The sequence below is a fragment of the Thermoplasmatales archaeon genome (assembly GCA_014361245.1).
Taxonomy (GTDB): domain Archaea; phylum Thermoplasmatota; class E2; order UBA202; family JdFR-43; genus JACIWB01.
In genome coordinates, this window is the sequence record JACIWB010000007.1 from 1 (window position 1) to 12,077 (window position 12,077).

The window sequence follows — 12,077 nt, forward strand, 5'->3', positions numbered from 1 at the left end:
ACAATGGGCTCCTGAATACATAGTTGGCTATCCACCTGGTGACTTCGATATTTCCATAGGAGATGCAGTATTCATATTCAGAAATGAAGGAGGAATAATACAATGGGATGGCGGGCGCTCCTTGCAATCTTAATTCCAACAAATGCGGTTTTTCCGCAAATTTGATGAAAGTTAGGTTATATATTTCGAGGAATATTCAAAATTTAAATTTAAAATGCAAAAACTTCCCATGGCTCTATTTCACCATTTACTAAATAAAAAATCGGGTTTAGCTCCAAAACATCATAATTTTTATTGCATAAGAAGCTATACCTTTCTAAATCCCTTTTTTTTAATTTATTACAAAGATGAAGAAATTCAAATTTAACTTGTCCCGAAGTAACTGAAATTATTTTAGAAAGAGGTTTTTCAATATTTAATTTGTTTCTATCAAATATATAATTTCTTTTTTTAGCTTCTAAATATACATAATATAAGTAGGATTCTATTGCTAGGAGAGGGCTTTTGAAATTTTTAAATCTCAGCAATTGAGGATGATATTTATATCCTTTTGTTTTTCCTTCCAAAACTTTTTTGGCAAGCAATCCTTCACACCATAAAGCAACTATGCCTTTATTATCTAAATATTTTGGATGAATTGACCAGATCCTCATTTTTTCCTTATGTCAAAAAATATAACTTCTTCATATAAATCTTTTTAGCCCAAAATGCTAAATTTTATAAATATTAAAAACTTATAACCCTATGAAACTTGATAATAGGGATAAGATGGTTATATCTGTTGGGATTGCAATACTTGTTGTGGCAATAATTGGTATAGTATATCACGAAAGAAGTTATGTTTCAATGCAGGAAATTCAAAAAGAGAAATTCAGGGTTAGCTGGGTTGAATATAGTGATGAAATAAATGATGAATTCTATGTAGGGAAGGAAGGGATTGAACAGACATATGAAATAAAATTGAATGAAAATTATGCTGGCATTTCTTCACTGCATGCCTTGATTGAATGGGAGGATAACATAAATCTTCATGGTATAATTTTTAAATGGAACTGGACTGATAAGGTCGATGCAACAATAAGCGTGCCAGAAATGAATTTCTCGAAATCATATTCTGAATATGGAAAAATAGAAGCAAGTGTTAAAGGAAGCATACCAAATGATTTTATTTTTGAAGGAAATGAAACAGCCCTATATGAAAAATTAAAAGAATATGAAATTAAGGATGTTAAATGCAAAACAAGTTTTTCAATAACTCCAAAGCCAGTTCTTCTTGATAAAGGAAATGGCATTCAGATAAAGATTTTATATACCTATTACAAGCCAAAAATAGAAAAAATCAGCTAATCTTATATCTTAAAAAAGCAGCAATTCCGCCGAGCGCCGCCAGCTTTTTCCCTCCTTCATGAAGTTCGCTCACAAAAATTATATCAGCCCCTGTTTTTTCCGCTTTTTTAATCAGTTCCTCCTCATTCCTTACAAGAGAGTTTAATAAAATTAGCTTTTCAATTGCTCCAGCCTCAGCATATTTTTCAACCTCTTCCCTGCCGTAAGCAACATTTCCATTTTTTGAAATTTCCTCAAGAATTTTTTCAACAATTTCTATTTCCTTTGCAACCCTATTTTCTTCCATGAACTTTCTGACTATTCCTCTTTTTATCGCTTCATATACCCCAGCCGTGCCAGAATTGAAAACGCTGTCAACAAAATAATTCTTAATTTCATTTTTCGCAAAAGATAAAAATTTCTCTTTGGCAAAGCCAGCCCCAACTATTGCAATTGGCAAATTTATTTCCTTTATCTTTCTTAATATCTGTCCATAATATTCTTTTTCATTATATTCTCCCTTATAATCTTTTCCACATTTATCTGAAAAAATATGGAATTTCTCCTCAATTCCATATTCATGAATTACTGCAAGAGTTGCTTCGTCATCATCCATAACAAGAATTGCAAATTTTGGCTTTATTTCCTCCGCCTCCCTTAATCTTTTTAGATGATATTCTTTCCATTCCTTTTCTATTTTTATTTCCATATTTGGTTCAATTGAAAATGTATGATATGCTCCCGCCTCCTCGCCTTCAACAATTTTTCCCCTAATTCTCAGTATATCAGTGAATTCATGAAATTCTTTATCAGTTACTTCTATTTTAAGATAAACTCTTTCTTTTTCCTCTTTCTTTCTCCTTATTTTTTCGATGCTATCTTTTTTACTCCTGAAAGTATATCCTGATAAAAAATCTCCTTCTTCTATTACATTGTAAAGATGCCAGCAGTCGTTTTTGCTCTGAACAAGTAATCTTGCAATTCCCTTTTTTAAATCCAGTTCCAGTATTTTCATAAATTTTCCTCCTTTACAGACAATTCTCCAGGAGGCAAAACTTTCTGCAATTCTTCTATGCTCACGCCAAAAATTTCTGCAAAACTTTTTGCAATTTTATTTGGATTTTCCCTACCAGGAATAAAAACAACCCATTTTTTAGCAAGCTTTTTAATCGCTGACGGAGGACCACCCATTATCTTTATCTCTCCTTTAATTTCAACCAATCCAACCGCAATTTCAAGAGCGCACCTTTCATAATTCCTTTTTCCTCTTATCATAAATGCTCCAAGAGGCAAATACATGCCAGATTCAGCACTCTTTGAAACCTGCCACGGATAAACCCAGTAGGCATCGCAAGCAGTAAATTGACCCCATGCTTTAGAATATGAAGCCGCAAACTGACATGCTTCCTTAATTGTGTCTTCGCTTATCTTCAATGGCTTTCCATCCAAATCATGCGCCTTTATTATGCAGGACGGCGCCCCATGCACATCTGCATGCACATATATATCATTTTCCTTCAGATATTTCTTTACAATTTTTTCATTGCTTCTTGCATCCTTTCCTCCAATAACAATATTTCCATCTGAGGAGATGAACCACCTATAATTTTCAAACCAGTGTTTTTTTTTCTTTTTAACTTCTTCCTTAAATTTACTGATTCTAATTTTTGTTTCTTCTATTGCTTTCCTTGCCCCCTCTATCTTTTCCCTCATTTTTTTACTCTTTAAATATTTATCATTTGCATTTTCATAGACACTTTTTCTCGAATCTATCTTAACAATCATATTCTTCCCAATATAAGGTAATTCAACCTCTATAAATGGATACTTCTTCCTTTTTATTTTCTCCTTTTCTTCACCTTTCAATATTCTTTCAATTAATTCATAATTTGCAAAAATAGCATCTCCCTCTTCCCTATATCTCTTCTCTTCTTCTTCGAATTTCTTTATTGCTTCTTCCTGTTTCGCTATCTGTCTCTCTATTCTTTCTTTCTCTTCCTCCTTTTTTTCCTTTTCCTCCTTTTTTATTGAATGATAATATTCATCATATGCCTCGCTTATACTTTCAAAAAAAATTTTCTCATATCCTTCATATCTTTTTAGGGAATAAGGTAAAACATCTATAAATTCAGAATTTTTTATAATCTGTGGCTCAAATTTTTTCCCCTCAATTTTTTCAATAAATTTTCTAAAATCTTCATAACTTTTTATTTCCTCTGCATATATTCTTGGAACACCGTTTTCTATTAAAAAATTTAAAATATCCTCTCTTTTCATGAAATCTTCTTCAGAAATCTTCTTTGGATTTTTTGCAGAAGGAAAAATGTATTTTTCTCCTGGCTTTAATATCCTGTCTCTCCATTTTTGATGTGTAATAGGCAGAATTATTTTCCATTCTTCATCTAAAAGCAATATATTTCCAGGAGGAATTATTTCAATAGCCAGCCTGTATATTTTTTCCTTAATTATTTCAATTAAAACAATTCTATCCATTTCATACTGCTCTATCTTTGCTATCTTTCCCCCTCCTAAATATTTCCTTAAAGCCATTGCGAAAGGAGGTGGCTGCTTCTCTTCCTTCTGCCTGTATTTACTCAAGCATATCCATTTCCCGCTTTTTATAAAAAGCTCTTTATCCTTTAAATTTATGAAAATTTCATCATTTTTCTGATATATCTTTCCTACATATCTGCCCACCATGCTCTGGAGCTCGCTAACAATTGCATATATATCGACAGCATCGAGCCTTTCCTTCATTTTATCTGCAAGCAAGGCATTCCAAGAAGAATATACTCCTCCAGCGTTTTGTAATCCTGCCAGTCATCAAGAGGAATTTCAATAATATAATCTTTTATTGCATCATAAAACATATCCCCCAGAAATTCTGATTCGTAATAATTCTTAAAAAATTCTATTTCAAGATACCCAGAAAGAGTTTTAGTTGTATTGTATCCACTGAGCCCATATGAAAGCCCGCTCGCCCCAATAAATGCAACAGCACCGCCATGTCTCTTCTTTAAAAATTGCCATCCAAGGCATTCATATGTTAAATTAAATTGGGCTGTATGGCATGCATTTGCAAAAATTATTGGTAATTTCCTGTTGTAATAAGTATATACATCAAGTAAGGTAATTCCAATCCATTCATCGCTGTTGTGTGGATGCGTTGCCCAGCTATTTGGTGAGCCATGTCCAGAGAAATCTATGAAATCAATTCCCTTCATTATTTCCTTCCATATGTTTTTCCTGTTCAATGAGCCATCGCTTGCCTTCAACTTTATGCATTCAAAATCATTCATCGTGCCAGCTACAATCTCATTCAAATATTCTCCTTCATTGACATCCTCTCTATCAAATGTATCTGTGTCTCCACCGCAAAAAAGAATTCTTTTAACTTTATCGCTATTTTCATATTCAATAACCTTTTTTATAACATTTTTTAATTCCGCTTTACTCCTACAAGCAAATCTTCCAACATAAACATCTGGCATTAAATCAATTTTGTCATATCTTCCTTCATAATTATATTCAGCAAATATTCCATTCCCATTGCTGTCCCAGTCATCAAAAACAATGCTTCCATTCTCATATTTATAAATATCTGCAAAGTATAAATCGCTTATAAATTCATTTTCTGTAAATGGGGGGACATGGTCAATTGCATATGCGTATCTAACTGGCATGAGCCATTTCTCATTAAACCCAAAAGCCCTTCCTCCTACAAGCATAACATATTTTATTCCCCATTCCTCAATTGCATTTTTAATGAAATATTTCACTTTTTCAGCATCATCCCTGCCATTTCTCGCTACATTGCTACTGTAAATTTCATTCAACCCCACTGCTATTGTCTTTATTCCCTTGCTTTCCTTATGCTGCTTCAATGCTTCAATCTCGCTCAGCCATGCATCTGGTGAAATTATTAAAAAATCATATAGCGAGGCACTTTCAGTTTTTTCTGGCAAAACATAATCAATTTTTACATCAAATTCTGCATGCAAAACTTCATTTCTCAAAGCATTGTATCTGAAAGGATAAAGATATAAGGAAAGGAAAATTACTCTTTCGCCATTGTTTATTCCTGCATGAATTTCATATTCATACCAGCTTGAAGGATAAAACTCATCCTTGCTATATATTTCGCCCTCTTTTATTTCAAATTTTTTTGGATAAGGAGCGGGAGCTGGCTTTATTTTTTCCTTTAATTTTATCTTTTCAACATTTTTTTCCTTTACTATTACCTCCTTTATTTCAGTTCCAAACGGAAATACATATGTTTCATATTTATATGGCAAAACTGGATAGCCCTCTTTATAAATAAAATTTGTATAGCCAGCAAAGATATTTTCATTGCTTTTTTGAACTGCCACAGGAGCAATCATTACAAGAAATGTTATAAATGCTAAAACTTTCATAAGAATAATAGTTGTTTATATTAAAAAACTTATGGAGGCAGGGGGAGGGAGGAAAATAAAAAGAGAGGGAGGCATTTTCCCTCCCCTCGTAAAAATCATTATATAGTTTATAAACAATATGTAGCAAACATCGAACTGTCTAAGACATTTATCGAACATTGCATTTTATAATTCTTTTTTCAGTAATTATCATATCCATCCTTACATCATGTTCCTGATTAGGAATATTTTTCAAAACCTGAAAATCATAAGCTATTGCAATTCTTTTTGAAGGAATTTTTTTTAGCAGCCTATCAAAATATCCCTTTCCATAACCTATTCTATTTCCATTTTCATCGAATGCAATTCCAGGAACAATTATAATATCCATACCTTTGTTTTCTATTTTTGGATCTTTTGGTTGCAATATTCCATATGCTCCGCTTTCAAGCTCTTCCCATGAATTTATTCTGGCAAGAAATATTTCACCATTTTTTATAAATGGAACAAAAAGCTCCCTCTTTTTCGAATATTCTTTAATCAATCCATGTGTATAAACTTCGCTCCCAAATGAAATGTAGCATGCAATTCTATTTGCTTTTGAAAATTCTTCCAGGCGATAGAGTTTCTCCAAAATTATGTTGCTTTTTTCCAATATTTCATATGTTGAGAGAGAATTCCTTTTTTCAAGCAATTCTTTTCTTATTTTTTCTTTCATCAAAGCCCAAGTATTTCCTCAATTACTGCAAGCAAACCCTTTATATCCTGAACTTGTAAATCACCCATATGGGCTATTCTGAATGTTTTTCCCTTTAAATCACCATATCCATCTGAGATACGCATATAATATTTTGCGAGCTGCTCGTTCAGCTCTTTAACTGATATATTTCTTGTATTCTTTATGCATGTTAGGGTTTTTGATTCATAGCCTTTCTCTGGATATATATCAAAATATTTTCTTGCCCAATCCTGGACAATTTTTGCCATTTTCTCATGTCTTGCAAATCTATTTTCAAGCCCTTCTTCATTCAATATATAATCAAGTTGCTTGTTCAATGCAAACATCTGGGAAATTGGAGGAGTAACCATTGTCTGATTCTTCTGATGATATTTATAAAGTAATGTTAAATTAAAATAATAGCTTCTTGGAGGAACATTTTTTGCCCTTTCCAGAAGTCTTTCACTGACAGATGCAACAGTTATTCCAGATGGAAGGGCAAAGCATTTCTGCACCCCAGCAAGGCACATATCTATTCCAAGCTTATCCACTTCTATTTTAACTCCCCCCATAGCAGATACTGCATCAACCAAAAAGAGAACATCATCATATTTTTTCACAACTTCTGCAATTTCCTTTAAAGGATTCATAAGCCCTGTTGATGTCTCATTGAAAACAAGAGTTATTGCATCGTATTCCCCGCTTTCGAGCTTTTCTTCGACCATCTCCGCTTTTATTGCCTTATCCCAGTCAATGCTTAAAGCATCACACGGCACACCATTACCTTTTGTTATTTCATGCCATCTCTTTGAAAAAGCTCCATTAATCAAATTAAGGCATTTCTTCGCAACGCCGTTGCATACCGCCGCCTCCATTGCGCCCGTGGATGAAGACGGGAAAATGATGACGGGCTTTTCTGTATATAAAACCTTTTGCAATTTCTTTGTTATTTCCTCATATAGTTTGCTGAATTCTGCGGAGCGATGATATATCTGGGGGACAGCCATTTCCTGCAAAATTTCTTCTCTTACTTCTGTTGGGCCTGGGGTAAATAATTTTAGATGCCTCATATAGGTATATCCTGAGCAATACTTAAATTTTTACTTTATTCCAAAACCATTTTCTATCAGTTCAACAAACCTACTTATAAACCTTGATATGGTTGCTCCATCAGCTAAATCATGGTCAAAGGTAATAGTAAGATGTAAATAATCCCTAGCCTCAATTTTATTTTCAAAAATTCCTGGCTTTTTTGTAATTCCGTTTACAGCAACAAGAATGGATGTGGTTCCCCCTAAAGGAATTATCCATCCTGAAAATTTGCTGAACATACCTATGGATGTTACTCCAACTGTTCCCATATGTTTTTTCTTTGTAATTCCTCTTTTTCTAAGCAAAAATAAAATTAATTTTTTTATAAGATATGGTGATTTTATTACAAATCTTTCAGTAAAACTCAATTTCATGAGCACCTGCTCCTCTCCCTCTCCTTTTTGAGCATTCCTTATTTCCTCAGTTATTTCCTTTATGCTCTTTTCATTTGCCATCCTTATTACATATGCCATTGGAATATGCTCCCCATTAACTATCTTTTCAATAGGTATGGCAACATCTACATCATCAAATATAACAATTTTATTTCTTCCTTGCCTGTAGGCATTCAACTCTTTATGTTCAACGAGAGCTTCAGCAAGGCATTTTATTATCCATGCAGTAAAGGAAATATCTCTTCCCTCCTTTTTGTGTTTTTTAATAGTTTCCATAGATGCTGTTACATCTGCTTCAACTAAATAATGCAAGCTATGTTTGCGCCATCCCTCTCTTACTATAAGCTCAATATTTTTCCTGTATTTTGAAAATGGCTTTATTTGATAATTTCCAGCCTTGCTCACAAAAATAAAGGAGAAAGTCTATTTAAGTTTGAGCTTTCAAATGAAAAATAAATATAAATGCATTTATTATCAATGGAGAAATTAAATGAGATTGTTAAGGAATTAAAGAAACACGAAGCGAAAAGAGAGAAGCCGAGAATATGGAGGGAAAAAGAAATTCTGAATAATAAAATTGTTGATTCTTTTGCATTTATTTTGCATACTTCCGGCTGTGCATGGGCGAAGCAGGGAGGATGCACAATGTGCGGGTATTTCAAGGAAAGTTATGATGTAAGCGAGGAAGAAATAATTGAGCAGATAAATTTTGTTTTTGCAAATTATAGCGGGGAAGAAGTTGTTAAGATATATACATCTGGCAGCTTTCTTGATGAAAATGAACTGCCCGTAGAAATGCAGAATTATATAATCAATAAATTTGATAGAGCAAGCAAAATAGTGATTGAAAGTAGGCCAGAGTTTATAGAAAATCTTGAAAATTTAAAGCAAAAAAATATTGAAGTTGCTATGGGGCTTGAATCCGCAAATGATAAAGTGCTTGAATATTCAATAAATAAGGGGTTTAAATTTGAGGAATGGAAGAAGGCAGCTGAAAAAGTTAAGGAATATGGAAAAAGTTTGCGAGCTTATATTTTAATAAAGCCACCATTTCTTACAGATGAAGATGCAATAAAGGATGCAATCTATAGCGTGGAAAAAATAAAAGATATTGCTGACATAATTTCCTTCAATCCAGTTGCAATTCACAGCAAAACATTACTTGAGTTGTTATGGAGAAAGAATATTTATCGCCCTCCATGGCTTTGGAGTGTTGCAGAAATAATAAAGGAAAGCAAGGAAATTTATGATGGAATTATAAGATGCGACATTGTGGCGGGCGGCACGCCGAGGGGGGCGCACAACTGCGGGGTATGCGATGAGGCATTTTTGAGGGAGATAAAAAATTTTTCATTAAACCAGAAAATGGAAGAGGTAGAGTGCGATTGCAGGGAGGAATGGCTTGATTGGCTTGAGATTGAAAGATTTTTGATTTAATATGTTTTTAATTTTCTTCTATCAACTTTTACTCCTGCTGGGGTTATCATGAAGCGATTTCTGTCGATGCCTACTATATCACCATTTACATCACTTGCTACTCTTTTCATTTCATTTATTATTCTTTCTACTTCTATGCTATCAGCAGATACTGGAGAAATGTCCATAACAAGCATATTTCCTTCATAAACATGCTTTATAAGCTCTTTTAAGTCCTCGTATTTATGCACTTCAGCTATCCTGACATACATTTTTGCCTCTTCTTTTTTTTCAACGCCTGTTTCTTCAAGGTCTATATAACCCTTCTTCTGTCTTCCGAACATGTTAATCACGATAGAAAATACTTCACTGTTTTAAAAGTTTTTCAATTTTTCTTCAATCAGCTGGGTTAAATCTATTGCATCATATTCTTTAAGATGGCTGTAGCAATGAGGAGAAGAAGTTACGATTGTTGCGTTCTTTTCCTTTGCTTCTTTTGCAAGATATTTTGCAAGCTCATCAGCTTTTTCTGGAAAAGCTAATTTATATTCAATTTCTCCTCCACACCATCTTGCCATCTTTCTATTTTCTTTGAATTCAACAAGATTCCCAATCTTTTTTATTATTTCTCTTGGCTCTTCATAAATTTTAAGATATCTTCCCAAAAATTCTGAATCATGATATATATAATTTTTTCCATCTCTCTTAAAGCTGTAATTTGAAAAAAATTGACTTATATGTATTGGCTTATACTCATTGAATTCAATCATTCCATTAGGACATGAAAATATAATTTTTTCATAATTCTCAAGTTTTTTTTCCTTAAAATTTGTTCCAATTTTTCTGAGTGGATAGCCACAGCACTGACTTATTATTTTAATATCCTCGCCAATTCTATCAAAAATAGAAATTATAACATCCTTCATTTCTTTTTTAACCAGGCACCCCATAAAAAATGCATTTTTTCCATCTCCATATGAAAAGTTTCCTTCTCCAAAAATGTTATCGTATTTCTGAAAATTTTCATAAATTTTTTTATGCTCTGGCAACAAATTTTTTAATTTATATCTTGCCCCATTTATTATTTCAGCAATTTTTATATTTGAAGGGCAATCTTCCTCGCATCTTCTGCAAAGGGAGCAGTCCTGCAATATTTTAACTAAATCCATATCCTCCTTTATCTCACCGTTAATAAACCCGTAAGCAATCATTATTTTTCCCTTTGGAAAATCACTCTCCTTTTGAGCAAAGCTATAAGAATAATATGGCTTTTTACAGAAGCCACAAGCAGTGCAACAAAGTATTTCATCATAAATTTCCATGGTATGAATTAAAAATTTATATTTATTTATATCTGAGATAGGAAATTATGCTCCTCTTCCACTGCATCATTTTCCCAGGATTCATTATATTATTTGGATCTATCGCCTTCTTTATTTTTTCCATTGTCTCAGCATCCTCATCCATCCAGGGCGCCTTTGTTATGCCGATGCCGTGCTCCCCGCTCGCCAGCCCGCCGAGTTTTTTTACAGTTTTATAGATTTCATCTACCGCTCTTTCAGCATTTTTCCAGCTTTTTTCATCTCTTGGATTTAGAAGAACTTTTGTATGCAAGTTTCCATCCCCTGCATGCCCGTATGTGCCGACTATTATTCCATATTTTTTTGCAATTTTCTGGAATTCCTTTATTGCTTCTGGTATTTTTGAAATTGGAACGCACATATCATCAGCGAGGCTTACTGAAACCATATCATCGCCATATCTTGATAGGGAAGGCAGAATTCCTTTCCTCCCTTTCCATAGCTTTTGCATTTCCTTTTCATCATCGGTGAATTCTATCTCTTTGAACATTTTTTTTATTTTTTCTATTTCTTCCTTAACTTCACTTTCTTTTCCATCCAATTCAATGAAAAGCAATGCTTCAGCTTCTGGCAATCCAAGATTCATTGCCTTATTAACCGCTTTTATGCATATGCTATCCATTATCTCCAGGCTTGATGGGAGAATGCCACTGCTTATTATTTTAGAAACGCATTTACCAGCATCAATTACATCATTAAATGGCAATAAAGCAACTGCTCTTTTTTCTGGCAATGGAGCAAGCCTTATTGTTGCCTCAGTTATAATTCCAAGTGTCCCCTCGCTTCCAACAATAATTCTTTCAAGTTGATAGCCAGAAGAATTTTTCAGCGTTAGCCCGCCAAGCCTTTTCCTCCCATAAGGAAAAACAACCTCTAAGCCAAGAACATAGTCACGAGTAGCTCCATATTTTATTGCTCTTGCTCCAGATGCATTTACAGCAATCATTCCTCCAATAGTGCATACATCCCCGCTTCCTGGAGTTGGGGGGAAAAAGAAGCCATATTTAGCAAGCTCTTCATTCAAGCTCGCATAAATTACTCCTGGCTCAACAACACAATACAAATCATTTACATTTATCTCCTTTATCCTATCCATCCCAGTCATGTCAAGCAAAATGCCCCCATGCACGGGCACCGCCTGCCCGCATAGCGCAGTGCCTGCTCCTCTTGCAATCAATGGAATGCGATACTCATTTGCAATTTTAACTATTTTTTCCACTTCTTCTGCATTTTTTGGTTTTATAACAACATCTGGCATTGCATGGTGTATAGATGCATCAAAACCATAAGCATATAAATCACATTCTTTTAGAAATATCCTTGAGCCATCAATTTCATTAATTATTTTATTAAGCCATTCCATGTTGAAATAGTT

At 33.7% G+C, this 12,077-nt stretch carries 12 protein-coding genes; 2 read left to right on the forward strand and 10 right to left on the reverse strand.

The window, feature by feature from the left end; all coding sequences use genetic code 11:
* Window positions 1-209 precede the first annotated feature (209 nt).
* Window positions 210-653, reverse strand: coding sequence for a hypothetical protein (locus tag H5T45_02135; protein ID MBC7128517.1), 444 nt, complete (start codon window positions 651-653; stop codon window positions 210-212).
* Window positions 654-744: 91 nt separating this feature from the next.
* On the opposite strand from H5T45_02135, the gene H5T45_02140 reads away from it, so the two are divergent.
* Complete coding sequence (locus H5T45_02140) at window positions 745-1,347, forward strand: hypothetical protein (protein MBC7128518.1); 603 nt, start codon at window positions 745-747, stop codon at window positions 1,345-1,347.
* Here the strand turns inward: H5T45_02140 and H5T45_02145 are convergent.
* The 6 genes from H5T45_02145 to H5T45_02170 form a co-directional block, all read right to left on the reverse strand.
* Window positions 1,340-2,341 (reverse strand): mRNA surveillance protein pelota, encoded by a 1,002-nt coding sequence (locus H5T45_02145; GenBank protein MBC7128519.1) that lies wholly within the window; start codon window positions 2,339-2,341, stop codon window positions 1,340-1,342. The genes H5T45_02140 and H5T45_02145 overlap by 8 nt on opposite strands.
* Entirely contained in the window at window positions 2,338-4,083 is a 1,746-nt protein-coding gene (locus tag H5T45_02150; protein MBC7128520.1) for an NFACT family protein, read from the reverse strand. Before H5T45_02150 ends, H5T45_02145 begins: the two co-directional genes overlap by 4 nt.
* Window positions 4,080-5,741 carry a hypothetical protein gene (locus H5T45_02155; GenBank protein MBC7128521.1) on the reverse strand — a complete coding sequence of 554 codons (1,662 nt, stop codon included), beginning with the start codon at window positions 5,739-5,741 and terminating at the stop codon, window positions 4,080-4,082. Before H5T45_02155 ends, H5T45_02150 begins: the two co-directional genes overlap by 4 nt.
* 148 nt (window positions 5,742-5,889) lie before the next feature.
* Window positions 5,890-6,438, reverse strand: a complete 549-nt coding sequence (locus H5T45_02160; protein MBC7128522.1) for a 5-formyltetrahydrofolate cyclo-ligase — start codon at window positions 6,436-6,438, stop codon at window positions 5,890-5,892.
* Window positions 6,438-7,508 carry an alanine--glyoxylate aminotransferase family protein gene (locus H5T45_02165; GenBank protein ID MBC7128523.1) on the reverse strand — a complete coding sequence of 357 codons (1,071 nt, stop codon included), beginning with the start codon at window positions 7,506-7,508 and terminating at the stop codon, window positions 6,438-6,440. Before H5T45_02165 ends, H5T45_02160 begins: the two co-directional genes overlap by 1 nt.
* Window positions 7,509-7,538: 30 nt before the next feature.
* Window positions 7,539-8,330 carry a 2-oxo acid dehydrogenase subunit E2 gene (locus H5T45_02170; protein ID MBC7128524.1) on the reverse strand — a complete coding sequence of 264 codons (792 nt, stop codon included), beginning with the start codon at window positions 8,328-8,330 and terminating at the stop codon, window positions 7,539-7,541.
* A gap of 72 nt (window positions 8,331-8,402) precedes the next feature.
* On the opposite strand from H5T45_02170, the gene H5T45_02175 reads away from it, so the two are divergent.
* Entirely contained in the window at window positions 8,403-9,362 is a 960-nt protein-coding gene (locus H5T45_02175) for an archaeosine biosynthesis radical SAM protein RaSEA (protein MBC7128525.1), read from the forward strand.
* Here the strand turns inward: H5T45_02175 and sepF are convergent.
* The 3 genes from sepF to H5T45_02190 are packed head-to-tail and all read right to left on the reverse strand — an operon-like array spanning window position 9,359 to window position 12,065.
* Window positions 9,359-9,694, reverse strand: coding sequence for a cell division protein SepF (gene sepF / locus H5T45_02180; protein MBC7128526.1), 336 nt, complete (start codon window positions 9,692-9,694; stop codon window positions 9,359-9,361). The genes H5T45_02175 and sepF overlap by 4 nt on opposite strands.
* A 21-nt stretch (window positions 9,695-9,715) precedes the next feature.
* On the reverse strand, window positions 9,716-10,663 hold the full coding sequence (locus H5T45_02185) for a (Fe-S)-binding protein (protein ID MBC7128527.1): 948 nt from the start codon (window positions 10,661-10,663) through the stop codon (window positions 9,716-9,718).
* A gap of 22 nt (window positions 10,664-10,685) precedes the next feature.
* Window positions 10,686-12,065, reverse strand: a complete 1,380-nt coding sequence (locus tag H5T45_02190; protein MBC7128528.1) for an FAD-binding protein — start codon at window positions 12,063-12,065, stop codon at window positions 10,686-10,688.
* Window positions 12,066-12,077 lie beyond the last annotated feature (12 nt).

Bases quoted from the DNA above. Each gene is read 5' to 3' on its own strand.
- H5T45_02135 (MBC7128517.1), bottom strand. From the start codon at position 653: ATGAGGATCTGGTCAATTCATCCAAAATATTTAGATAATAAAGGCATA.
- H5T45_02140 (MBC7128518.1), top strand. From the start codon at position 745: ATGAAACTTGATAATAGGGATAAGATGGTTATATCTGTTGGGATTGCA.
- H5T45_02145 (MBC7128519.1), bottom strand. From the start codon at position 2,341: ATGAAAATACTGGAACTGGATTTAAAAAAGGGAATTGCAAGATTACTT.
- H5T45_02150 (MBC7128520.1), bottom strand. From the start codon at position 4,083: ATGAAGGAAAGGCTCGATGCTGTCGATATATATGCAATTGTTAGCGAG.
- H5T45_02155 (MBC7128521.1), bottom strand. From the start codon at position 5,741: ATGAAAGTTTTAGCATTTATAACATTTCTTGTAATGATTGCTCCTGTG.
- H5T45_02160 (MBC7128522.1), bottom strand. From the start codon at position 6,438: ATGAAAGAAAAAATAAGAAAAGAATTGCTTGAAAAAAGGAATTCTCTC.
- H5T45_02165 (MBC7128523.1), bottom strand. From the start codon at position 7,508: ATGAGGCATCTAAAATTATTTACCCCAGGCCCAACAGAAGTAAGAGAA.
- H5T45_02175 (MBC7128525.1), top strand. From the start codon at position 8,403: ATGGAGAAATTAAATGAGATTGTTAAGGAATTAAAGAAACACGAAGCG.
- H5T45_02185 (MBC7128527.1), bottom strand. From the start codon at position 10,663: ATGGAAATTTATGATGAAATACTTTGTTGCACTGCTTGTGGCTTCTGT.
- H5T45_02190 (MBC7128528.1), bottom strand. From the start codon at position 12,065: ATGGAATGGCTTAATAAAATAATTAATGAAATTGATGGCTCAAGGATA.